Source organism: Halosimplex carlsbadense 2-9-1 (assembly GCF_000337455.1).
Classification (GTDB): Archaea; Halobacteriota; Halobacteria; order Halobacteriales; family Haloarculaceae; genus Halosimplex; species Halosimplex carlsbadense.
Map to the genome: position 1 here is coordinate 132360 of NZ_AOIU01000013.1, position 21405 is coordinate 153764.

The 21405-nt window shown below is 62.7% G+C and carries 19 protein-coding genes and 1 pseudogene; 13 read left to right on the forward strand and 7 right to left on the reverse strand.

Annotation, left to right across the window (positions count from 1 at the left end):
* Window positions 1-42 precede the first annotated feature (42 nt).
* Window positions 43-1311 carry a Zn-dependent hydrolase gene (locus C475_RS06280; RefSeq protein ID WP_049930191.1) on the forward strand — a complete coding sequence of 423 codons (1269 nt, stop codon included), beginning with the start codon at window positions 43-45 and terminating at the stop codon, window positions 1309-1311.
* A 60-nt stretch (window positions 1312-1371) separates the two neighbouring features.
* Complete coding sequence (locus tag C475_RS06285) at window positions 1372-2754, forward strand: dihydroorotase (RefSeq protein WP_049930193.1); 1383 nt, start codon at window positions 1372-1374, stop codon at window positions 2752-2754.
* A gap of 493 nt (window positions 2755-3247) precedes the next feature.
* Here C475_RS06285 and C475_RS06290 read toward each other — a convergent pair whose 3' ends face one another.
* Both C475_RS06290 and C475_RS06295 read right to left on the reverse strand, forming a co-directional pair.
* Complete coding sequence (locus C475_RS06290; protein ID WP_049930195.1) at window positions 3248-4225, reverse strand: D-2-hydroxyacid dehydrogenase; 978 nt, start codon at window positions 4223-4225, stop codon at window positions 3248-3250.
* 214 nt (window positions 4226-4439) lie between these two features.
* Window positions 4440-4886, reverse strand: a complete 447-nt coding sequence (locus C475_RS06295; protein WP_006882954.1) for a Rossmann-fold NAD(P)-binding domain-containing protein — start codon at window positions 4884-4886, stop codon at window positions 4440-4442.
* A gap of 277 nt (window positions 4887-5163) precedes the next feature.
* On the opposite strand from C475_RS06295, the gene C475_RS06300 reads away from it, so the two are divergent.
* From C475_RS06300 to C475_RS22260, 8 genes and pseudogenes are all read left to right on the forward strand, one after another.
* Window positions 5164-6084, forward strand: coding sequence for a transporter substrate-binding domain-containing protein (locus tag C475_RS06300; RefSeq protein ID WP_082223261.1), 921 nt, complete (start codon window positions 5164-5166; stop codon window positions 6082-6084).
* A 26-nt stretch (window positions 6085-6110) separates the two neighbouring features.
* On the forward strand, window positions 6111-6947 hold the full coding sequence (locus C475_RS06305) for an amino acid ABC transporter permease (RefSeq protein WP_006882956.1): 837 nt from the start codon (window positions 6111-6113) through the stop codon (window positions 6945-6947).
* Window positions 6940-7671 carry an amino acid ABC transporter ATP-binding protein gene (locus C475_RS06310; RefSeq protein WP_006882957.1) on the forward strand — a complete coding sequence of 244 codons (732 nt, stop codon included), beginning with the start codon at window positions 6940-6942 and terminating at the stop codon, window positions 7669-7671. Before C475_RS06305 ends, C475_RS06310 begins: the two co-directional genes overlap by 8 nt.
* A 106-nt stretch (window positions 7672-7777) precedes the next feature.
* Entirely contained in the window at window positions 7778-8539 is a 762-nt protein-coding gene (locus C475_RS06315) for an SDR family NAD(P)-dependent oxidoreductase (protein WP_006882958.1), read from the forward strand.
* A 94-nt stretch (window positions 8540-8633) separates the two neighbouring features.
* Complete coding sequence (locus C475_RS06320; protein ID WP_006882959.1) at window positions 8634-9410, forward strand: SDR family NAD(P)-dependent oxidoreductase; 777 nt, start codon at window positions 8634-8636, stop codon at window positions 9408-9410.
* 135 nt (window positions 9411-9545) lie between these two features.
* On the forward strand, window positions 9546-10310 hold the full coding sequence (locus C475_RS06325; RefSeq protein WP_006882960.1) for an IclR family transcriptional regulator: 765 nt from the start codon (window positions 9546-9548) through the stop codon (window positions 10308-10310).
* Between the two features lie 564 nt (window positions 10311-10874).
* On the forward strand, window positions 10875-11282 hold the full coding sequence (locus tag C475_RS06330) for a cytidine/deoxycytidylate deaminase family protein (protein WP_152436339.1): 408 nt from the start codon (window positions 10875-10877) through the stop codon (window positions 11280-11282).
* A 404-nt stretch (window positions 11283-11686) separates the two neighbouring features.
* Window positions 11687-12611, forward strand: a pseudogene (locus tag C475_RS22260) (IS630 family transposase).
* 70 nt (window positions 12612-12681) lie between these two features.
* Here C475_RS22260 and C475_RS06335 read toward each other — a convergent pair.
* Window positions 12682-13755 (reverse strand): hypothetical protein, encoded by a 1074-nt coding sequence (locus tag C475_RS06335; RefSeq protein WP_006882962.1) that lies wholly within the window; start codon window positions 13753-13755, stop codon window positions 12682-12684.
* Window positions 13756-13894: 139 nt separating this feature from the next.
* Between C475_RS06335 and C475_RS06340 the strand changes: the two genes are divergently transcribed.
* On the forward strand, window positions 13895-14644 hold the full coding sequence (locus C475_RS06340) for a glutamine amidotransferase (protein WP_006882963.1): 750 nt from the start codon (window positions 13895-13897) through the stop codon (window positions 14642-14644).
* Window positions 14645-14794: 150 nt separating this feature from the next.
* On the opposite strand, the gene C475_RS06345 is transcribed toward C475_RS06340, so the two are convergent.
* Complete coding sequence (locus C475_RS06345; RefSeq protein ID WP_049930201.1) at window positions 14795-15448, reverse strand: trimeric intracellular cation channel family protein; 654 nt, start codon at window positions 15446-15448, stop codon at window positions 14795-14797.
* Between the two features lie 212 nt (window positions 15449-15660).
* On the opposite strand from C475_RS06345, the gene C475_RS06350 reads away from it, so the two are divergent.
* Window positions 15661-16935, forward strand: coding sequence for an amidohydrolase (locus tag C475_RS06350; RefSeq protein ID WP_006882965.1), 1275 nt, complete (start codon window positions 15661-15663; stop codon window positions 16933-16935).
* 55 nt (window positions 16936-16990) lie between these two features.
* On the opposite strand, the gene C475_RS06355 is transcribed toward C475_RS06350, so the two are convergent.
* On the reverse strand, window positions 16991-17773 hold the full coding sequence (locus C475_RS06355) for an SDR family NAD(P)-dependent oxidoreductase (RefSeq protein ID WP_006882966.1): 783 nt from the start codon (window positions 17771-17773) through the stop codon (window positions 16991-16993).
* Between the two features lie 183 nt (window positions 17774-17956).
* Here C475_RS06355 and C475_RS06360 point away from each other — a divergent pair, with 183 nt between their 5' ends.
* Window positions 17957-19039: a phosphotriesterase family protein gene (locus C475_RS06360; protein WP_161625177.1), complete on the forward strand. Its 1083-nt coding sequence runs from the start codon at window positions 17957-17959 to the stop codon at window positions 19037-19039.
* A gap of 5 nt (window positions 19040-19044) precedes the next feature.
* Here the strand turns inward: C475_RS06360 and C475_RS06365 are convergent, their stop codons facing one another.
* Together C475_RS06365 and C475_RS06370 are read right to left on the reverse strand one after the other, a co-directional pair.
* Complete coding sequence (locus C475_RS06365) at window positions 19045-19848, reverse strand: ATP-binding cassette domain-containing protein (protein ID WP_006882968.1); 804 nt, start codon at window positions 19846-19848, stop codon at window positions 19045-19047.
* A gap of 42 nt (window positions 19849-19890) precedes the next feature.
* On the reverse strand, window positions 19891-21123 hold the full coding sequence (locus tag C475_RS06370) for a sugar ABC transporter substrate-binding protein (RefSeq protein WP_082223263.1): 1233 nt from the start codon (window positions 21121-21123) through the stop codon (window positions 19891-19893).
* Window positions 21124-21405 lie beyond the last annotated feature (282 nt).

Genomic DNA, 21405 nt, shown 5'->3' on the forward strand with positions numbered 1-21405 from the left:
GCCCACCAGAGTTTACTAGGCCGGGACCCTTTCGAGTCCTGTATGGATGTGAGCAGCGAGCGGCTTCAAGCGGACATCGAGACCAATGCCGAGTTCGGTGCCATCGACACCGACGAGGGGCGGGGGCGGACTGTGCTCACCGGCTCGAGCGCCGACCGTGCAGCCCGTGAGTACTTCGTCGAACGACTGGAAGACGCGGGACTCACGGTTTCGGTCGATGTGATCGGGAACATCGCCGGGCGCTGGGTCCCACCTGAAGCGGATCCCACCGCCGCGCCGGTCGCTGTCGGTAGCCATCTCGACTCCGTCCCACAGGGTGGGATCTTCGACGGGCCGTTGGGCGTGTACGGTGCGCTCGAGGCCGTCAGAGCGCTCCAAGAGAGCGACATCACGCTCGACCGTCCGGTCCTCGTCGTCTCCTGGACCGAGGAAGAGGGAATCAGGTTCGACACCGGACTGCTCGGATCGGCCGTCGCTGCCGGAGTCACGCCGCTGTCAGAGGCCCTCTCGCTGCAGGACGACGACGGGATCACCGTCGAAGCAGCGTTAGAGGACATCGGCTTTCGCGGAGCCGACACGCTGGACCCCGCCGGATGGGACGCCTGGTTCGAGTTACACGTCGAACAGGGACGAGAACTCGAGTCCGCCGGCGCGTCGGTCGGTGTGGTCGAGGCTATCTCCGGGATCACGAACTGCCGGGTGATCGTCTCGGGGGAGGCGAACCACGCCGGGGCGACCCAAATGTACCAGCGCCGCGACGCGCTGGCGGCGGCGAGCCAATTCGTCCTTGACGTCGAGCAGGCCGCCAGGGACGTCGCCAACACGATGAGCGAGAGCGCGGTCGGCACCGTCGGAAACATGGCTGTCTCGCCCAACGCGAACAACGTCGTCCCAGGGGAGGTGACGCTAACGGTCGACGTCCGAGACGTCGACCGTGCGGCGATGGACCGCATCGTCGACAGCGCTAGAGCGAGCGCCGCGCGTATCGAACGGGATCGGCCGGTCGAAACCGAGTTCGACCAGTATCGCCTCACGGAACCGAGCGGGATGGCCGAGCGGTGCGTTTCCGCCGTAGTCGCAGCGGCTGACTCGACGGCCACCGATATGATGCGGATGCACTCCGCGGCGCTGCACGACACTGCGAACCTGGCAGAACAAACCGACACGGTGCTCCTGTTCGCGCCCTCGCGAGACGGCATCTCCCACAATCCGCTGGAGTGGACCGACTGGGTTGACTGTGCGACCGCAACCCGAGTGCTGGCCGGTGCGATAGCGGACGTCGCGGCGGAATCCGCCCACATTCCTGAATAGCCCGAATGTCACGCAATTCTCGGCAGGGGATTTAATTATTTGCAGTGTGAACTGAGAACGATGGCCGTAGATACGATAATATCGGGCGGAACGGTAGTTTCTACAACAGGTATGCGCCGCGCAAGCGTCGCGATCCGGGGCGAGCAAATCGTCGCAGTCGGGCAGGAAGCGGACCTACCGGATGCCGAGCGACGGATAGACGCCTCGGGCAAGGTCGTGATGCCCGGAGTGGTCGACCCACACGTCCACGTCGACGAAGTCCCCGAGAACAGAGCGGGGACGATGCCGGCAGAGACTGCCGCCGCCGCCCTCGGCGGGGTGACGACGTTCATCGACTTCGCGTTCCAGGGCGGTGACCGCCGCATCGCGGACGAGTCGAAGGACCTGCTAGACGGTATCGAACACAAGCGGTCGAAAGCCGACCAGTCATACGTCGATTACGGCCTTCACGGCGTGCTCCACCGCGAGGACCCCGAGACGTTCGAGGAACTAGGGCCGGCGATCGACATGGGCGTCACTTCGTTCAAAATGTTCATGAGCAATTACGAGGTGGGCATCTCGAACGGTTTCATGATCGAGGCGTTCGAGGAACTGGCCGATCACGACGCGGTCGCGGCCATGCACACCGAGGACCCCTCGATCTGTGACGCGCTCACCGCAAAGCTACAGCGTGAGGGGAAAGGGGCGTCGACACACTATCCGGACTCGCGTCCCGACTACTGCGAGGCGATGGCCGCGGAGGACGCGGTCCGGGCGGCGGTCGAACACGGCGTCAAGTACTACGGTGTCCACACCACCTGCCGGGACTCGGCTGAGGTGATCCGGCAGTTCCAGGCGGACCAGTCGACTGTCAGGGCCGAGACGTGCACCCACTACACCGCCCTGGACAGGAGCGCGTACGCGACCAAGGGGAACCTCCCGATAATCGCGCCACCCCTCCGTACCGAAGACGATCAGGACGCGATGTTTGAGTACTTGGACGACGGAACGCTGACCGTCGTCTCCACGGATCACTCCGTATATCACGAGAAGTACAAACACACCGACGACTGGTGGGATGCCCCCTTCGGCGCAAACTCGCTCCAGTACAGCCTCCCCGTGTTCCACGAGGTCGCAGTCAACCAGCGAGACCACTCGCTGCCTTTCCTCGTCCGAGTGCTGTGTACCAACCCGGCACAGACCTTCGGGATGCCACGGAAGGGGACCCTGGAGCCGGGAACCGACGCGGACGTCGTGGTGTTCGACCCCTCGAGTGGCGGAGTAATCTCGGCCGAAGACAACGCGTCGAACTCGACGTTTTCAATCTACGAGGGGATGGACGTCAGCGGGAGCGTCGAGAAGACGTTCGTCCGCGGGGAACTCGTCGTTGACGATGGGAGCGTCGTCGCAGAGACTGGCACTGGGGAATTCGTCGAGCGGGACCTGCCAGACTGGAGTCCGTGACGAACGACGACGCCAAGAACGGGAAGATGAAGGCTGACAGGTCCACCGCGGATCTTACGTTTGTGGACATTCCATCAGGCAGGTAGACCACCCGCGTTGGCTGTCGCGGACTCTTTCCGTGTTGATACGCGGCGGGTCGACCGCGCCTTCCGTCGCCAGTCCCGCCGACGGAGCGCCGAAACGCAGAGCGGCGACACCTCCGTGTTTGGGACTGCTCAGACGACGAGTGCGGACCGGGCGCCACTGGCCAGCGGGAGTGCGGGAGTCAGTCCTCGAGGCCGACCAAGGTCACAAGTACTGTGCCGGGCATCTCTCGATGCACGTCCTCCTAACGCTGTTCGCCGAGCCCGAGGCCAGAACCGGGACAGGCCACGGGCGAGTGGTTCCTGCCGCGCTGATAGCCGGCTACGAGGGTGGCGCCCGGGTCGGCATCGCCTGTGTCTCACTGGCTGACAAGTACCAGAGGAACGGCGTGTGGGGCACCGTCGGCCGTTCAGGCGGTCGGGAGTACCTGGTTGCGCAGCGGCCGGTCGGTGTCGTCCTCTCCGAGGCGTTTGACGTTCTCTGCGAGGATATCGGCCAGTCGTGGCCAGTGATATGTCGTGTGGCCGCCCATGTGGGGCGTGATGAGGACGTTCCCGAAACTCCACAGCGGGTGGTCCTCGGGGAGCGGTTCCGGGTCGGTGACATCGAGTGCCGCCCCACGGAGACAGCCGTCGCGGATAGCCCAGAGGAGCGCGTCTGTGTCGATGATCGCCCCCCTGGCTGTGTTGACCACGACGGCTTCCGGAGGAAGCGTGACCAGTTCCTCCTTACCGACCAGACCACGGGTCTCGTCGGTCAGCGGGCACGCGATCACGAGGTAGTCGGTTTCTGCCAGCGCCGAATGAAACTCTGTTTCGTCGAACCCGATGACTTCATCCGTGGGCCCACCCTTCGAGGGTGTGTAGCGCACACCGATCGTATCGACGCCGAACCCAGCAAGCCGTCTCGTCACTGCCGTGCCGATCGAGCCAAGACCGACGACTGTGACCGTACAGCCGGTCAGTTCGGACGCCTGGTAGTGGCGCCACTCGCGGTTTTGTTTTTGTTTCCACCCTTCGTGCAACCGTCTGGAGAACGCGAGGATGTTCCCCACAGCCTGTTCGGCGATACCCGGAGCGTGGATGCCGGCGGCGTTCGTGACCGTGACCCCGCGCTCTCGCAGCAGTTCCACCGGGAGGTGGTTGATCCCGGAGCTGGCGCACGCGAACAGTTCGAGGCCGTCCGCCTCCGCGGCGAGCGTTTCGTCGATTCCCAAGCCGGTGACGACTGAGGATCGTCTGACTAAGTGGCGCTCTTCCTGTGGGGTTCGAGCGTGCCGAACGTCGTACCCCGGCAGGCGTTCGCGGACCTCCCGTGCGTAGCCCTCGGTCGATAGTCCCTCGGTTCCTTGCCGCAAGACGGTGATGTCTGGTGGTGCGTCTGCCATTGTTGTGTGGTTGCTCGGTTGCACGTGTCGCACGGTGGTGTAGCCGAAACGAATTGTGTCGAGTTAATAATTCTATCGGACGCACCTGGGGGCTACAGCACCCGGAATCCGCATCGCGTCGTACGCGTCTCTGCGGCGCCGCTGGAAGTTGTGGGCGATGGTCTCCGCATAGCGCCGGCCGAATTCGGGTTGTCCCGCCGACAATGTGGGGGTATCACGATGTCGTCCATCCCCCACAACGGTGACCCGGATGGCACTGCTTCGACGCCACAGCCCTGCGCGCTGTTGCTGGACCACCCGCTTCGCGTTCGAAAAACAGTGTCAGTCCGAAGACGTGTTCCGCCTCCGGCGGGTGTGTCCACCGGAGACGGTCCTCAACATCACTTCCCGTCGCTCGAGAGGCGCCCACGTCGTAGCGGTTGACACTGGCGCTCAGCGACTGGACCCACTGGAGCGTTGACCCCTGCTCGAGTAGTTCGTCTAGAAAGTCCTGTTCAACCGCAGTCTCCGCGTTCGGGACAGCCGCGGCCGCGTCATCGTAGTCGCTCGTCTGGACGATGTTGACCTCGGGGTGTCGCTCCCTGATCGAGTCTCCGAATTCGTTGACGGTCACGTCCGTTTCCGGGAGGAACCCACGGTACAGCACGACGTCATGCTCCATAGCTGCACGCCAGGCCGGTCAGTGAACGAGACTTGCGGTAGGTAAGCGAACTTGCACTGTGGGGATAGCACAACGTGAAAGAACAGGGACTCGTGGCGGTAGCGCCACCTGCGCGACAGTCGCCCCATTGTGACTGGTGTGGGTATTTCATTTACAGGCGAATTCGCAGATCGATCGTACAGATTCGCCCAGAAAAAACTGCAATATGCGTCCTAAACGCGCCAGAAACTTCTGTTGCGCCCCAAACTATTATAACGGTGGCTTCTAACGATATACTATGGAGAGGCGTACCATGTTGAAGAGTGGCGCAGCAGTCGTACCGACCCTGCTAGTTTCCGGATGCCTCGGCGGCAACGACGATGGCGGTGGCGATGGTGGTGATGGCGGCGATGGTGGTGACAGCGGGAGCACTGACACCCCCGAGAGCACTGACACCCCCGAGAGCACCCCCACTCCCGGGAGCTCCGAAACCTTCGTTATCGGGTCGGGGATCCCGTACAAGCCCTTCGAGTACAGAAACACGGAGGGCGAGCTGATAGGGTTCGACGTGGAAGTCGTCGACCACGTCTTCGGGGAACTCGGCTGGGACTACGAGTTCCAGAAGATGAGCTTCGACGTCCTGATCCAGGCGCTCAACAACAACCAGATCGACGCGATCATGAGCGCCATGACGATCACCGAGGACCGGAAGGAAAAAGTCGACTACACGTCGCCGTATTTCACGGCGTACCAAACGGTAGTCGTCCTAGAGGACAGTTCGACAGGGAGCCTCGACGACCTGGAAGGACTGACTGTCGGGGTGCAGAAAGGGACGACCGGGATGCTCGCAACAGAACGGGTCAAAGAAGAGGAGTTCGGCGGCAACCTCACCATCGAGCGCTACGACCTCACCCCCGACTCGTTTGACGCGCTGATCAACAACCAGGTTGACGCGGTCGTGACCGATAGTTCCTCGTCGCTCCCGTACGTGAACAACAACGAGAACGTCCGGCTTTTGATGGGGGACGGCGAAGCGGTCGAGCAGGGAGTCGAGGACCCGCCGGATTACCTGACACTGACTGTCGAGGACTACGCGATGGCGTGGCCCAATGGGAGCGACAGGATCGAACCGATGAGCGAAGTCATGGACGAGTTCGTCGGCAGCGAGGAATATCAGGCCATCTACGACAAGTATATGACCGGGTCACCGCCCGAATAATCCGGCGCATACCCCTTCCACCAATCATGTCAAATATTGATACGGACTCGGAGACGCAGGTCTCTCAGAATCGGTCGGGGAACATCCTACTCGTCGACGAGCGCCTGCGGTGGATCGGGCTGGTCCTCTCGCTGATGTTTACGGGGCTAGTGGCGTACATAATGTACCGGATCGTGCTGTTTGTCGACCCGGAACTACTGGTCACGATATTCCCGCGGTTCCTCGAGGCGTTCTGGCTCGTTCTCCGGATCGTCCTCGTTTCCAGCGCCCTGTCGATCATTCTGGGGACGTTCGTCGGTCTCGCCCGAATATCGACACAGCCCATCACCCACTACCTCGCGACCGGATACGTCGAGTTCTTTCGTGGGACTCCGCTGTTGTTCCAGTTGATCGTCCTCTATGTCGGCATCCCGGCGCTGTGGGAGGCGGGACAGTTCCCGTACGGAGACAACTGGCAGATCATCGCTGCAGTCGTCGGCCTCACACTGAACCACGCCGCGTACGTGGGCGAGGCAGTGAAAGGCGGCATCAACGCCATCCCGAACGGCCAGATGGAAGCGGCCCGGTCGCTGGGCCTCTCGTACACCCAGTCGATGTGGAACGTCATACTCCCGCAGGGGTTCCGGAATGCCCTCGCCGCGCTGGGGAACGACCAGGTCATCCTGATCAAAGACACCTCGTTGCTGACCGTCATCGCGGTCCCCGAACTGATTACGGTATACCGGAACGTCAATACGAACCAGTTCGACCCCTGGACCCCGATCCTGTTCGTCTGTCTGGGATACCTGTCCCTGACGATTCCGCTCGGGATGCTCGTGCGGAAACTCGAGCGGATGTCTCAGTGGGGGAACACCGATGGGTAGCGACACCCTGCTGGAGTTCGACGGCATCGACAAGTATTTCGACGACACCAAAGTGTTGCACGACGTGAGTCTGGCAGTCAACGAGGCCGAGGTCGTCGTCATCATCGGTCCGAGCGGTTCCGGCAAGTCCACGCTGTTGCGCTGTGCGAACCGTCTCGAGACGGTCCAGTCCGGCGAGATACGCATCGGTGGCATCCCTATCCAAGACGGGAACGTCGACCACCTCCGCCAACGAATCGGGATGGTGTTCCAGGATTTCAATCTCTTCCCGCACAAAACCGTCGTGGAGAACATCACACTCGCTCCGGCAACAGTCAAAGACATCGACGACCAGGTCGCTCGCGAGCGAGCGATGGACCTACTCGGAGATGTCGGTCTTGAAGACCAAACCGACTCGTATCCCAACCAACTCTCGGGCGGGCAACAACAGCGGGTCGCGATCGCCCGCGCACTGGCAATGGAACCGAGCCTGATGCTGTTCGACGAGGTGACGAGTGCGCTTGACCCGGAACTGGTCGGCGAGGTGCTCACTGTGATGCGGGAGCTCGCTGCCGACGGGATGACGATGGTAATCGTGACCCACCAGATGGGGTTTGCCCGGGATGTCGGCGACCGAATCGTTCTGATGTCCGACGGAGAAATCGCGGAAATCGGCGAGACGGAGTCGTTCTTCACCGACCCCGAAACCGATCGGGCCGAGCAATTCCTCGCCCGGATCCACTGAGTGGGAGTTCCCGTTTCCCGTGACCGGCCTCCGGTGGTGAGAGCGGGACCGGACTGGGGCTTGATATCACTAAACACTTATATCGTTCCTGGATGAACATCGTGGCATGGACCTCGACAACAGGACAGCAGTCGTTACTGGCGCCGCCACTGGTATCGGTCGCGCGATCGCCCTCGAACTTGCAGAGAAAGGCGCGAACGTGGTCGTGGGAGATGTCACCGAGGAACCGACGCTGGAGTGGGAGGGTGACCAGACGACCGTCGAACGCGTCAGAGCGGTCGGTCCGGAGGCACGGTTCGTCGAGACGGACGTCAGCGACTCCGACGACGCGACGGTGCTTGTTGACTCCGCTGCCAGCGAGTTCGGTGGCGTCGACATCCTGGTGAACAATGCGGGCGTCACGACTGACGGCGCCGTCGACGAAACTTCACTTGAGGAGTGGCGACGGGTCCAGTCAGTGAATGTGGACGGCATCTATCACTGTTCGCGAGCCGCGGCCCCGCATCTCCGTGAAAACGACTCGGGGCGCATCATCAACATCGCTTCTCAGCGCGGACTGCTCGGCGGGGCAACCGACCGCAAGGCGGCCTACTGCGCCTCGAAGGGCGCTGCAGTCCAACTATCCCGGCAGATGGCCGTCGACTACGGCCCCGACAGCATCACGGTCAACGCCATCTGCCCCGGCCCCGTTGAGTCGAACATGACCGACCTGGCTGAAGAGGAGACGTTCATCCGCGACAACATCGTTACTCCCTATATCGGGCGCCCCGAGGATATCGGACACGTGGCGGCTTTCCTGGCTTCCGACGAGGCGCGGTACATCACCGGCCACGCTCTTGTCGTCGATGGCGGGTATCTCGTCACGTAGGCACGCCCTCTCAGTCGCCGGTCGCACTGGATGACCATGCAACCGTCCCGCGGGTAACGCCAGGATTTATATGTGATCTGGGAAAAAGGGACGTATGGAGTTCGATATCTCAGGAGACACGGCTATCGTCACCGGTGCCGGTCGGAACATCGGGCAGGCGATCGCCGAACTGTTCGCTGAACAGGGAGCCAACGTTGTCGTCGCGGATATCGACGGTGACAGAGCCCGCGACATAGCGACCGCGATCCGCGAGGACGGCGGTGAGGCTATCGCCGTCGTGGTCGACGTAACCGAGGAGTCTGACGTCGTCGAGTTGATCGAGCGGACCGAATCCGAGTTCGGCGGCGTCGATATCCTGGTCAACAACGCCGCAGTGAAAGAGACCGCGCCGTTTCTCGACCTGTCCGTCGAGACGTTCGACCGCACGCTCGCAGTCAATCTTCGCGGGTACTTCCTCTGTGCCCGGGAGGCCGCCAAATCGATGCGTGATTCCGGTGGGGGCCGGATCGTCAACCTGTCATCGACATCCGGTCACAAGGGCGAACCATACTCGGTTGCGTACGGCACCTCGAAGGCGGGGATCCTCAATTTCACGCGCTCGGCCGCTAGGGCGCTCGCGGAACACGACATCCGCGTGAATACGCTCTCGCCGACCAGGACCGGGGCCGGAACTCTCCCCGACGAGACGGTCCCGACGACGGACCCGGAACGTCTCGACATGCTATCCGATGAGGAGATCCGTGCCCGCACTCCGCTCGGTCGCATCGGAGAACCGATCGACCAAGCACGTGCGGTGCTGTATCTCGCGTCGCCGGCGAGCGCCTTCGTCTCCGGCGTCGAACTCCGAGTCAACGGGGCACGCTCGGCGTAACCGACCGGTTGAGGGGCCTCTCGGAGTGCCCCAACGCCGGGACTACCCGGCCGAATCGGCGCACCGACCGCGAATCTCGTTTTTGGTATCAATAAACACACTTATGCTCCCACGTACAAATATGTTCTACCACTGATGTCGGAAAATGCGAAACATCCGATCAAATCTGTCGGTCGGTCGGTCCGCATTCTCGAGACGCTGAAAGACTCCGACTGGCATGGAGTCACGGAGATATCCAGGAAAGTCGACCTCAATAAAGGGAGCGTCCACCACCACCTGAGCACGCTCAAAGAGAACGGGTTCGTGGTTGAAGAGGACGGGAAGTACAGGCTCGGGATGCGATTCCTCGAGTTTGGGATCCACGCTCGCAACCAGATGAAGCTATACGAGGTTGCCAAACCCAAGATAGACGAACTGGCCGAGGAGACCGGTGAACTGGCGAACCTGATGATCGAGGAGAACGGGCTCGGCGTCTACCTGTACATCGCCGGCGGCGACCAGGCTCTGTCCCTCGACACGAAGGTAGGTACACAGCAGTATCTTCATACGTGTGCTCTTGGCAAAACGATTCTGGCCCACCTCCCGGACCCGGAGGTCGACCGCATTCTCCAAAACCACGGGCTGCCGGAGGAGACACCGAACACCGTCACCGACCGAGAAGACCTGTTCCGAGAGCTTGAACAGGTGCGCGAACGGGGCCTCGCCTTCGACGGGGAGGAGCGGGCCGAAGGGATCCGCTGTGTCGCGGCACCGATCCGGACCAACGATGGTGAGTTACTCGGGGCAGTGAGCGTCTCGGGACCGGCAAGCAGGATGAAACAGCATCGTTTCAAAAACGAGATCGCTGATCTCGTCGAAAATACTGCGACGGTCATCCAGATCAACGCCACGTACGGATGATCAGGCGCTGTCCGGGCTGTTGACTATCACCCGGCCGGCCCATATCAACACTTGGCACTGTGGTCCGGATGCCTCGGATTCTCTGGGGCTTGCCTGCGCGTTTTCTCTTCCCAAACGAAGCAAGAGATTACAATATTAGTTTTGTAATCAAGCGTATTACGAGCATGTTACACCTCCATAATAATAAATTAAGGCTCGCTGCCATGTGGTCCGGCTTTGGTGTCGGCTTTTGGGTCATGATTAGGACCACGGCTGGTGAGATCGAGGTATTCGATACCTGTCAGACGTTACCCGGGCCAACCGGACCGAGGACACTCAACCACATCGAGCCGATACGTATTCGGGCCACGTTGAATGGACGACTGGCCTATCGGCCGTTCGTGTTTGACAATACCAAACTGCCCCCATTTCGTGGGGATTCGGAGTCGCAAGGGGGTGTACTGTCACCAGCTCTCACACTCACGTCATCCAGAGGTCGCGTCAGTTCCGACAGCGCCCGGAAACCACTGTCCGTCAGTGGCTCTTGCCCGTACTTTGATTTGGACGGCTACAGAATACTCACTCGTGGAAACAGAACCTGTAACGGACGACGATAGAGAACTCGTCCGTCTCGCCGAAGAACTGCTAGCTAAGTGCCACGTCCCGGGCCGTCACCGGTGTAGCAGCGCCCTCCGAACGACGTCGGGAGAGGTGTATACGGGTATCAACCTCATCGCTGGCGGACGGGCCGATGTCCACTCCGAACAGGCTGCCTACGCCAACGCGGTGGCGGCAGGTGACGACGACGTTGCGACAAGCGTCGCGGTGATGTATGAGGACGACGACGCGAGTAAACCGATGCAGGTGGAACCCGCCTGTGGCGTCTGTCGGGAGTTCTTCTACACGTTCGCCCCGGAGGTTGACATCATCTTCCCGAGGGATAACGAACTGGAAAAGGCGCCGCTATCGGCGTTACTCCCGGTGAAACAGTAGCCCGGGACGGCGCTGTCCGCGACGCGGCTCTCCCGAACGGACAGCTCCCTCTCGACTCATACCCATAGTATATAACGAACATATGTATAAATATTATTGTATATAGTCAGGAATGAGTATGCCATTGCAGACGGCGAGCGATGTACTAGAGAGATCACGCTATCAAGGAGGTGGGCATTGGTTTTCGTGTGGTCCTCTGATTCGATGAACCGGCGTACGGGAACGATGTGGTGAACGTCGGGATTACGGCCGATGTCATCCGCCGTCGTGCCACAGCGGATACACTGCAAGTCGTCTCGTTGTAGTACTCGGCGCCGAATATCTATTGGAGAACAGTTAGAATTTTCCGCTCAAAAGTTGTGTCGTGATCAACGGAGCATCTCGACGGTTTCTCCGTCGAAGAAATCCAAGGCGCCCTCGACAACGTTGAGAGAAACAAGCCGATACAACGGTTGATAGCGGCGGCTGCGTACAAGAAGGGTGTGACGCAGACCGAGTCTGGCAAGTGGCACGATACTGGTCGGAGAACAATCTACAGTTGGCTGATACGGTTCGGCACAGTCGAACCGCTTGCGCAAGCTACGTCTGATGCTCACTGATCTGGGAGAAAGCAAGATATTTCAGAATCACAGCAAAAAGAGCTCGAACAAACCGTCCACGAGCCTCCTGGGGAGGTTGGGGTCAACGCGCCGACACGGACGCCGGCCCCCGTCGAAGAATGTCTCGAAGACCGATACGGGGTCGAGTACTCCTATCCGAGTTGTAGGCGGCTGTGCCCCGCTGCACAGCCGCCGCAGCCGGTGACGAACAAGAACCGTTCCACGACGAACTCGAAAAAAGCGAGTGGAGATGGACGCCAAACTAATCTGTATCGACCAAATCAAGAAATCTGTGCAGGCCGAACCGCGTGCCGCGTGGTTTCGGCGGGCATTCGCCCGAGCGTCGAACTGTCTGACTGGACGTATCTACTCGGTGTGATTACCGGAGACGGCGAATGCTTCTCTTCCCGTTTTATCGAATACGTCACCGTCGATCACACGATTCGTGACATTTTTATTTTATTAAAAACATTTGGATATGGATAGATCATGTGCTGGATAGAGCGCCGTACTTTCGGGCGTCAGCTGTACGGACTTGGCGACCTGTGACGACTTCGTCTTCCGCACGTTCGCTGGATAGTCATCGGAACACGGTCCAGTCGAAGAACGCTTGTAACAACCGCGTTCAGCGTTTAACGACCGGATCTCTGATTCACTTGCTGAGGCACCCACAGCGATCGACACCGGTCTCGACCGGTTGTTGCTTCCAAGAGTGGGCAATCATTTCTAAATATGCTATAGCAGAAGCAGCTACATATCCACTCTAGTAGTGGATGAATCGGCCTCCCCGCGAGACGGGCTCAGTCGTCTACCGAGGTCTCTCGCGGGCCGAGATACGTCTCTTCGTCCGAGTCCGCGAGGACGACGATCCGATCCACGACGAGACTGGGATCGAGCGCGTCGAGTGCGAACGTCTGGACGCCGGCAGCGGGGATCTCGTGTCGCGTGGTGCCGACTGCAGCGCCCCGGAGGACGTTCTGTTGCCACGTGTGGTTGTGTTCGCCGCCCGCCGGATCGATAGACGTGACGACGCGGTCGTCGCCGATGTCGACGGCGTACCGCAGGTCTCGCTCCTCGGTGAGCGACTGCGTCGGAATGCAGTACACGTCGACTGTCACCGTCCCCGAATCGGGAACGTCGACGTCGAACTCCAGGCGCGGCGCGTCGCCCGTGTCGGGGTCGTAGCTCTCGAAGACTGCCGGCACGACTGCGACCGTCTCTCCAGAGACCTGTCCGGGAACGTCCGCGTCGACCCAGTGCGTACCCTCACCCTCGCGCCGTCGACTGGCGTGTTCGGCCTCCATCGCTGCGACCCCGTCGACGACCGCGAAGTCCCCGCCCGTCTGTCGAGCTGGGGTAGCGACGACGCGCACTTTCTTCTCGTTCCCGCACCCCCAGGGGGATTTGTGACGCAAAATCGTCACGGTGCCGGTCGCACCGCCGTCGGGTACGGCCGCCCAGTCGACGCCGACGCGGAGTCGCGTCTCGTCGGCCAGTGTACCCCCTTCCTCGGACAGTTCGATCCAGTCGTCGCTCGTCTCGACGGTCCACTCTACCGGCTCGGTCCCGCGCGCGAACAGGCCCAGGAATCGGTCGCGGTCCGTCCGCCGGTCGAACGTGGGCAGCGACGGCGGATGGATCGCTCCCTCTTGCACCGGTTCGTGGTGGCCCTCGGGGATCACGCCGAGACCGGGAACGTCGCCGCCCTCGACGGTCGCGGTCCGCAGCTCGTCGAACACGGGAAGGTCGCGCGGGTGATAGGACATCATCTGGTCCCATTTCCCGTCGAGCAGCGTCTCGTTGAAATAGCGGGTCTCTTCGACGATGCGTTCGTGTGCGGCGTCGGCGCGCTCGCCGCAGCTGTCCGCTGTCACGCGACCCTGTCCGGCGTACCGTCGACTCCTGTGAGCGTGGAGGTACTTCGCCGACATGGCGGCGGCTGCCGTCCGAGGTCGCGGGTAATTGAGACTTTCGGCACAAAATATAAATGGTAGTGCTCGGAGGTTCCGGTAGATGGACGTACTGTACATCGGCGATCACAAGCTACAGGCAAACGAATACTACGTCGGTGCCGATTCGTTCAAGATGTTCCACCAGAAGATCCGGGACTACGAGCCGCTCCTCGAGACATTAGAGGGGGCGACGGATCTGTCCGTCGACTTCCTCGACGGCCCGGACACGATGACGGACTTCCCCCGGTCCGTCGAGGAACTGGCCGAGTACGACGCGCTGATCATCAGCGACCTCAGTCGCGGCACGCTCGAGCCACACTTCCACCCCGACAGTATCCCGGGGCCGAACCTCCTGCGGATCGTCCGGGACTTCGTCGCCGACGGCGGCGGCCTCGTGTACTGCGGCGGCTGGATGACGTTCCAGGGATACCAGGGCGTCGGGAACTGGCACGGCACGCCGGTCGCCGACACGTTGCCTGTCGACATTCGGCCGATCTACGACGACCGCGTCGAGCGGCCGGAGGGAGCGTCGGTGACGGTCGAACGGCCGGATCACCCCCTGCTGGACTCCGTTGAAGACGAATCGTTACCGACCATCTACGGGTACAACGAGGTCGCGGGCTTGCGCGACGACGCCACGGAGATCGCGACCGTCGATGGGAACCCGCTCCTGGCCGTCACCGAACACGGAGAGGGGCGCGTCGTCACGTACACGTCGGACCCGGGCATCCAGTGGGGACTGGATCTAGTCGACTGGGACGGCTACGACGAGTTCTGGCTCGACGCCCTCGAGTGGGCGACCCGGCAGTAGCTCGCGGCTCACGCTCGCTACATCGGGATCGACGTGATATTTTCCGCTACGTGGCGGTCCGAAACTCCGGGTCTGACTGTCGGGTAACTCGACTATTGGCCACGTTCAGTGTCGTCGCTCTCGCTGGCGGCCAACGTGTAGCCTCCGCAGTTAGTCCGTGGTTCGGAGACTCTGGGCCGTGGGGACTTCCCATCCGTAGGTTACCGCCAGGATGCGTGTGCCGAACGTAACGGACACACAGAGGACCGCCGAGAGCCCTCCCGGTCCGCCGAGGTGGACGGCGAGCCAGTAGACGAGACCGCCCAGAAACGCACAACTGGCGTAGAAGTCGTCGAGCAGGACGAACGGAGACCGGTCGAGTAACACGTCTGCGAACGCCCCGCCACCGACGGCGTTGATGATCGCGAGCGCGACGACGCCGAAACCGCCGAGCCCCGCAGTCGTCGCGACGATCGCCCCTGCGGTTGCGAACGACGCGAGTCCGACCGCGTCCGCGAGAACCGTCACCGGGTGGTCGTTCGCCGACTCGACGACGGCACTGACGCCGACGGCCGTCACCACGCCGAGCATTCCGACGGCCACCTCGGCCGGGGAACTGAGCGCGAGCGGGACGCGGTTCACCAGCAGGTCGCGTGTCGTCCCACCCGCGAACGCGGTCACGAGACCGACGACGGCGATCCCGAACAGGTCGAACCGTTCGCGGATGGCCTTCCTCGCCCCGACAAAGGCGAACGCTACGAGACCGATCACGTTGATCACAGTGAACGGATCAACGGAAACGCCGGCAGTGTCGAGGACAGTCACGCTGTGGTCACCTGTGAGCGATACGTCGACCCCGGTGGTCCTATATCTACCTGATCGCGCCGTCACACACTGCGTTTGCAGTACACCGACCGGACAGACTCTCTGGGTCTTCCGGTCGCTCTCTCCGAGGGCGGAGATTGACGGTCGGCGACTGCTCACCGGCCCGAGCAAACGATTAAATAACGCGAGACAGTCTACCCGACGTGTCTCCGATGCCGTCCGAAGACCTGCCAGACGCGATCGACCTCCGACGCGAGTTTCACGAGTACCCCGAGCCCTCGTGGTGTGAGTTCCACACGACGAGCCGTCTCGTCGACCTCGTCGAGGCCGTCGGCGTCGACGAGTGCTACGTGGGCGAAGACGCTATCGACCCGGAGAGTCGCCTGGGCGTACCCGAGCAGACAGTGCTCGACGACTGGCACGAGAAGGCCGCCAGACGAGGCGCCCGCGACGACGTCCTCGATGCCGTCGAGGGCGGAGCGACCGGGCTAGTCGCCGTACTGGAGCGAGGTGATGGCCCGGTCGTCGGACTTCGCGTCGACATCGATGCCCTGCCGGTCGCGGAACCGAGCGACGCCGACCACGAGCCCGCTGCGAAGGGATTTCGGTCGGTCGAAGAGGGCATCATGCACGCCTGCGGCCACGACGCTCACATGGCTATCGGGCTCGGGACGCTCGCGGAACTGGCGGACCGGGAGTTCGACGGGACGCTCAAGGTGTTCTTCCAGCCGGCCGAAGAAGTGCTCGGCGGTGGCGAGGCCATGGTCAATGCCGGCCACATCGACGATGTCGACTCACTGTTCGCCGTGCACGTGGGCTTCGGGTACTCGACCGGGACGGTCGTCGCCGGAGCCGAGGAGTTCCTGGCGATCCGGCAACGCCGGGCGACGTTCACGGGCGAGTCCGCACACGCGGGTGCGGCGCCACAGGACGGCCGGAACGCGATGCAAGCAATGGCCACGGCGGTCCAGAACCTCCACGCGATCCCACGACACGCGGACGCGCTCACGCGCGTGAACGTCGGCCGGGCGGAGGCCGGTCGGGCCTCGAACGTCGTCGCCGAGCGAGCGGTGATCGAACTCGAGGCGCGCGCCGGGACCAACCCCGTGCTCGAAGCGGTCGACCGGCGCGTCGACCGCGTCCTCGAACACGCCGCGGGGATGTACGACTGCGAGCTCTCGACGGAGACGATCGGGAGAGCGCCGCGGGTGGACAGCGACCCGGTCCTAGCCTCGACCGTCTGCGAGGCCGCGGCTCCGGTGTCGGGCGTCGAGGAGGTCCGTCGACGGGGCGCGTTCGGAGCGAGCGAGGACGCGACGTACTTCATGGACGCCGTCGCCGCGAACGGCGGGCAGGCGACGTACGTCATCGTCGGGACCGACCATCCGAGTGGCCACCACACGCCCAGGTTCGACGTCGACGAGCCCAGTATCGACATCGGGACCGAGGTGCTCGCTGGCGCTATCGAGGAAGCGCTGTCCACGTGACACCGTTCGCGTCCGGTCCCGCCGGTCTCCCCCCGCCCGCACTCACTGACCGGGTTCAGAACACCTGCCAGCCGCCGTCGACCTGAAGCATCTCCCCCGTCACGTACCCGGCCTGCTCGCTGGCCAGGTAGAGATACGCCGGTGCGAGATCCGCCGGCGTGCCGGCCCGGCCGAGCGGCACCGGTTTGACGAGTTCGTCGTCGGCGATCTTCTCCCTGGCCTCGTCGGCCCACCCGTCGGTCATTTCCGTCGCGATCTGTCCGGGCGCGACGGCGTTGACGCGGATGTCGTGCTCCGCGAGTTCGAGTGCCGACCCGCGCGTGATCATCCGGATCGCGCCCTTCGAGGAGTCGTACTGGACCTGGTCGTACTGGGCGAGGTCCGAGCTGATCGACGCCGTATTGATGACGACGCCGGGGTCGTCGCGGTCTATCATGTCGTTGGCCGCCGCCTGCGTGCCGAAAAAGGTCCCGCGGACGTTGACCGCGTGAATCTTGTCGAACGTCTCCGGGTCGACCTCCCGGATGGACCCGGAGACGATGATCCCGGCGTTGTTGATCATGACGTCGACGCCGCCGAACTCGCGAGCGGCTTCCACGAGCGTCTCTAGCTGGTCGACGTCGGTCACGTCGGTCTGGACGAACTCGGCGTCTCCCCCCTCCTCGCGGACGAGTTCGTGGGTCGGTACGTCGCCGTCTTTGGGGTCCGGCCGGAGGTCGGCGACGATGGTCATCGCGCCGGCCGCTCCGAACTGTCGGGCGATCTCCCGGCCGATGCCGGACGCCGCACCGGTAACGATGACTGTCTCTCCGTCGAACTGTGGGTTGAGCTGCCCCATGGGTGAGAGATGTATCGGGCGTCCCCTTAGCGTTTGTTGCGTGGCCCCGACCGTCGACGGTGTCGGCATCGAGTCGGGCCCGGTTCCACCGCGATGGTGAGGAGCTGCGCGTCGACTGTAGATGGAGTTGCGGGCGGGCGCACCATCAGTACCTTCTTAGAACTGCCTGTCGAAGATGTGACCATGCCATCGGATGCGGGAACAGTCGTAACTGTTACCGGACGTATCGATCCCGACGAGCTGGGCACGGTCATGACCCACGAACACGTGTTTCTGGACATGGTAACCGGGTGGTTCACGAAACCGACGAAGCCCGAAGCCCAGCGGCTCGCGCGCGAGCCGGTCACGCTGGAAAACCTGGGGTACATCCGCACGAATCCGCTGAAGAACAAAGACAACATGCGCCTCGAGTCCACCGAAGAGGCGATCGCGGAACTCGAGCAGTACTACCGCGCCGGGGGGACGACGATAGTCGACGTCACACCCAAAAACGCCGGCGCCGACCCGGATCGCGTCCGGCGGATCGCCCGGGCGACCGGACTGCAGTTCGTCCACGGGACCGCCTACTACACCCGCCCGTCCCACACCGACCACGTGGACGACTCGACCCGCGAGGAACTGGAGGCGGAGTTCGTCTCCGACGTGCGGTCGGGAATCGCGGACACGGACGTTCGAGCCGGGCAGATCGGCGAGATCGGCCTCTCGGGAACCATCCACCCCCAGGAGGAGAAGGTCCTGCGAGCGGGAGCGACCGCGGCCCGTCGGACGGGCGCATCGCTCAACATCCACCCGCCGCTGTTCGGGCCTGAGCCCTCACCGACTGCGGCCCTCGAGGCGCTGGACATCGTCGAAGCGGAGGGGCTCCCGCTCGAGCGGGTCGTCGTTAGCCACATGGACCAGGACCACGACGCCATGCAGGACCTGTCCACCCACCAGCGGATCGCCGACAGGGGGGCGTACCTCGAGTTCGACGAGTGGGACGCCTGGGACATGTACATGGCCGACGACGACCACGCGTACCCGTCCGACGCCACCCGGGTCGACGCGGTCGTCGAGCTGGTCGACGCCGGCTACGCGGACCGGCTCCTGTTCAGTCACGACGTCTGTACGAAGATGCAGCTGACCAAGTACGGCGGGAAAGGCTACGCGTACATCCCGAACGAGGTGCTTCCGTGGCTCCGCGCGGAGGGGGTCTCGGAAGCCGCCATAGAGAAGATCGTCGAGGAGAATCCCAAGCGGGTCCTCAGCTTCGTCGAGGGCGAGTAGCCCTTTCAGTCGGCGCTCGTCGCAGTATCGTTCGTCGCCGCTCGCACCTCGTCGATCTCGTTTCCGGCTACCATCATCTCGACGACCTCGTCCTCGGTCACGTCAGCACTGTCGACCGTCCCGACGCGCTCTCCGTTGTGGAGGATCGTCATCCGGTCCGTGAGCGAGAAGATCTCTTCGAACGAGTGGCTGATCAGCAACACGGAGATTCCCTCGTCGCGAAGCGTTTTGACCAGGTCGATGACGCGCTCGGCGGCGTCGGCCGAGAGCGCCGAGGTTGGTTCGTCCAGGATGATCAGGTCGGGGTCCGTGATCAGGGCGCGACCGATCGCGACCGCCTGTCGCTCGCCGCCCGAGAGGAACTCGACTTTCGAGTCGATCGGGACGTCGAAGTTCAGTCGATCCTGAAGCGTCGTCGCCGCCTCCTCGCGCATCCCCTTCCAGTCGATCACCGGGATCAGTCCGCCCAGCTTCCGAGTTTTCGTGCGACCGAGGAAGATGTTCGCGTCGACCGTCTGCTGGTCGACCAGCGCGAGGTCCTGATACACGGTGGCGATTCCGTGAGCCTGTGCCTCTTTCGGGCTGTCGATGGTGACCTGCTCGCCGTTGATCCGGATCTCGCCCTCGTCGGGCTGATGGATGCCGACGAGCGTCTTGACGAGAGTGGACTTGCCGGCCCCATTGTCCCCGACCAGCCCCATTATCTCGCCGTCACGGATGTCGAGGTCGACGTCGTTCAGCGCCTGGATCCGGCCGAAGCGTTTCCCGATACCGCGCATCTCGACGATCGGTTGGTCGTTGTCAGACATTGTGTGTGAACCGTGTGGTGTGGTTGTGATGCATCGTTCGGTTCAGGCTACGTCGGTGATCCAGTTGCCCCAGAGATAGTCCGCATCGTAGTTGTCCTCGGTGACTCGGATCGAGTTCGTGCGGAACCAGGGAACGTCGTCGACGTCCTCGGTTTCTTGGACCTCTCCCGGCGCCCACGCGTTCTCGGCCCAGATGTTCTTGCCCGTGGCTTCCTGCGCAGCCGACGACTCGAACGACATCGCGTCGCTCTCGACCGTGTCACCGGGGCTCGGCAGGACGCTGTCGTCCTTGCCCGCGTCGAGGTACTCCTTGATGTAGTGAAGGGTGATCGGGCCGTAGAAGTGGACCGGCTGGTCGATGGCGACGTCGACGAACCCGTCGTCGATCGCAGTCAGCGTCGTCGACCCGGCGTCGATCTGCGAGATGATCTTGTGACCGTCCTGACCTTTGGGGGCCTTCATGTCCTGACGATCGAGCGCGTTGAGCGTCCCGTTACCGGTCGTGATGGCGTGGCAGACGAACCCGTCGATGTCGGAGTCGCTCTGGAGGAAGTTCGTCACCTTCGTCGTCGTGTCCTGACGCGTGTTGTTCGTGATGATCTCCCCGGCGATCTCGACGTCGTCGTACTGTTCGAGACCGGCGACCGTCCCCTCGTGACGGGCGACGCCGAGTTTCGCCGACTGCTGGATCATCACCTCGACGAGGCGCCCCTCGGGCGCCCCGTTCTGTTCTTCCAGTTGCGCCACGGCGTTCTCGGCCGCACGTTGGCCCGCCTCGTAGTTACCGAACGCCGTGTAGAGGTTGAGGTCCGAACTCGCGGCGACAGAGTCGACGCTGAACGTGGGGATGCCCTGTTCGGCGGCGTCCTCGACCGGACCCGCCATCGCCTCCGAGTCGAAGGGGTTGACCACGAGGGCGTCGATGTCGCTGTTGATGAGGTTTCGCGCGACGGTCACCTGTCGCGTGGGATCGAGCTCTCCGTCACCGATGTTCAGTTCGACCCCGATCTCGTCGGCGTACCACTCGGAGGCGCGAGCGAGCGCGGTGAACCACGAGTTCTGCAGCCCGCCGATCTGGAACCCGATCGTGTAGTCGCCGTCCCCGCCGGAATCGGTGCTGCCGACAGTCGACCCTGAACCGCCGTCGGAGCTCTGCTCCCCGTCCGTCGGCGTCGAATCCGAGTCACCGCTACAACCAGCCAGTCCGGCCGCTACGATCGTGCCCGCAGTACCCACACCTTTCAGAAAGGTGCGACGCTTGTGACTATCTTCCATACACAGAGCGTAGATACCAGCCAACCATTTAAGCTTTGGGTACGCCGTGTATTACCCAGGAATAGACCTAATATGCGGGCATATGTTTTCAAAACCTTCGATTAAATTGCCATATGTCCCGATATCGCCGGGTTGAGGGCAGGTGGCAGCGGTGTGCGTATCGTCGGCGGTCGGTTGGCGGCGTCCGGGTGGGGGGTCGAATCGGTTCGCGAGTCCGTGGTAGCCCCATCGACAGATTCCCCTTCGAAAGCGACTGTCCGACTGCGGTCGAACTGATCGGCT

Excerpts from the sequence above, each read along its gene's own strand:
- C475_RS06280 (WP_049930191.1), top strand. The coding sequence starts at position 43 with ATGGATGTGAGCAGCGAGCGGCTTCAAGCGGACATCGAGACCAATGCC.
- C475_RS06285 (WP_049930193.1), top strand. The coding sequence starts at position 1,372 with ATGGCCGTAGATACGATAATATCGGGCGGAACGGTAGTTTCTACAACA.
- C475_RS06290 (WP_049930195.1), bottom strand. The coding sequence starts at position 4,225 with ATGGCAGACGCACCACCAGACATCACCGTCTTGCGGCAAGGAACCGAG.
- C475_RS06295 (WP_006882954.1), bottom strand. The coding sequence starts at position 4,886 with ATGGAGCATGACGTCGTGCTGTACCGTGGGTTCCTCCCGGAAACGGAC.
- C475_RS06300 (WP_082223261.1), top strand. The coding sequence starts at position 5,164 with ATGGAGAGGCGTACCATGTTGAAGAGTGGCGCAGCAGTCGTACCGACC.
- C475_RS06305 (WP_006882956.1), top strand. The coding sequence starts at position 6,111 with ATGTCAAATATTGATACGGACTCGGAGACGCAGGTCTCTCAGAATCGG.
- C475_RS06310 (WP_006882957.1), top strand. The coding sequence starts at position 6,940 with ATGGGTAGCGACACCCTGCTGGAGTTCGACGGCATCGACAAGTATTTC.
- C475_RS06315 (WP_006882958.1), top strand. The coding sequence starts at position 7,778 with ATGGACCTCGACAACAGGACAGCAGTCGTTACTGGCGCCGCCACTGGT.
- C475_RS06320 (WP_006882959.1), top strand. The coding sequence starts at position 8,634 with ATGGAGTTCGATATCTCAGGAGACACGGCTATCGTCACCGGTGCCGGT.
- C475_RS06325 (WP_006882960.1), top strand. The coding sequence starts at position 9,546 with ATGTCGGAAAATGCGAAACATCCGATCAAATCTGTCGGTCGGTCGGTC.
- C475_RS06340 (WP_006882963.1), top strand. The coding sequence starts at position 13,895 with ATGGACGTACTGTACATCGGCGATCACAAGCTACAGGCAAACGAATAC.
- C475_RS06350 (WP_006882965.1), top strand. The coding sequence starts at position 15,661 with ATGCCGTCCGAAGACCTGCCAGACGCGATCGACCTCCGACGCGAGTTT.
- C475_RS06355 (WP_006882966.1), bottom strand. The coding sequence starts at position 17,773 with ATGGGGCAGCTCAACCCACAGTTCGACGGAGAGACAGTCATCGTTACC.
- C475_RS06360 (WP_161625177.1), top strand. The coding sequence starts at position 17,957 with ATGCCATCGGATGCGGGAACAGTCGTAACTGTTACCGGACGTATCGAT.
- C475_RS06365 (WP_006882968.1), bottom strand. The coding sequence starts at position 19,848 with ATGTCTGACAACGACCAACCGATCGTCGAGATGCGCGGTATCGGGAAA.
- C475_RS06370 (WP_082223263.1), bottom strand. The coding sequence starts at position 21,123 with ATGGAAGATAGTCACAAGCGTCGCACCTTTCTGAAAGGTGTGGGTACT.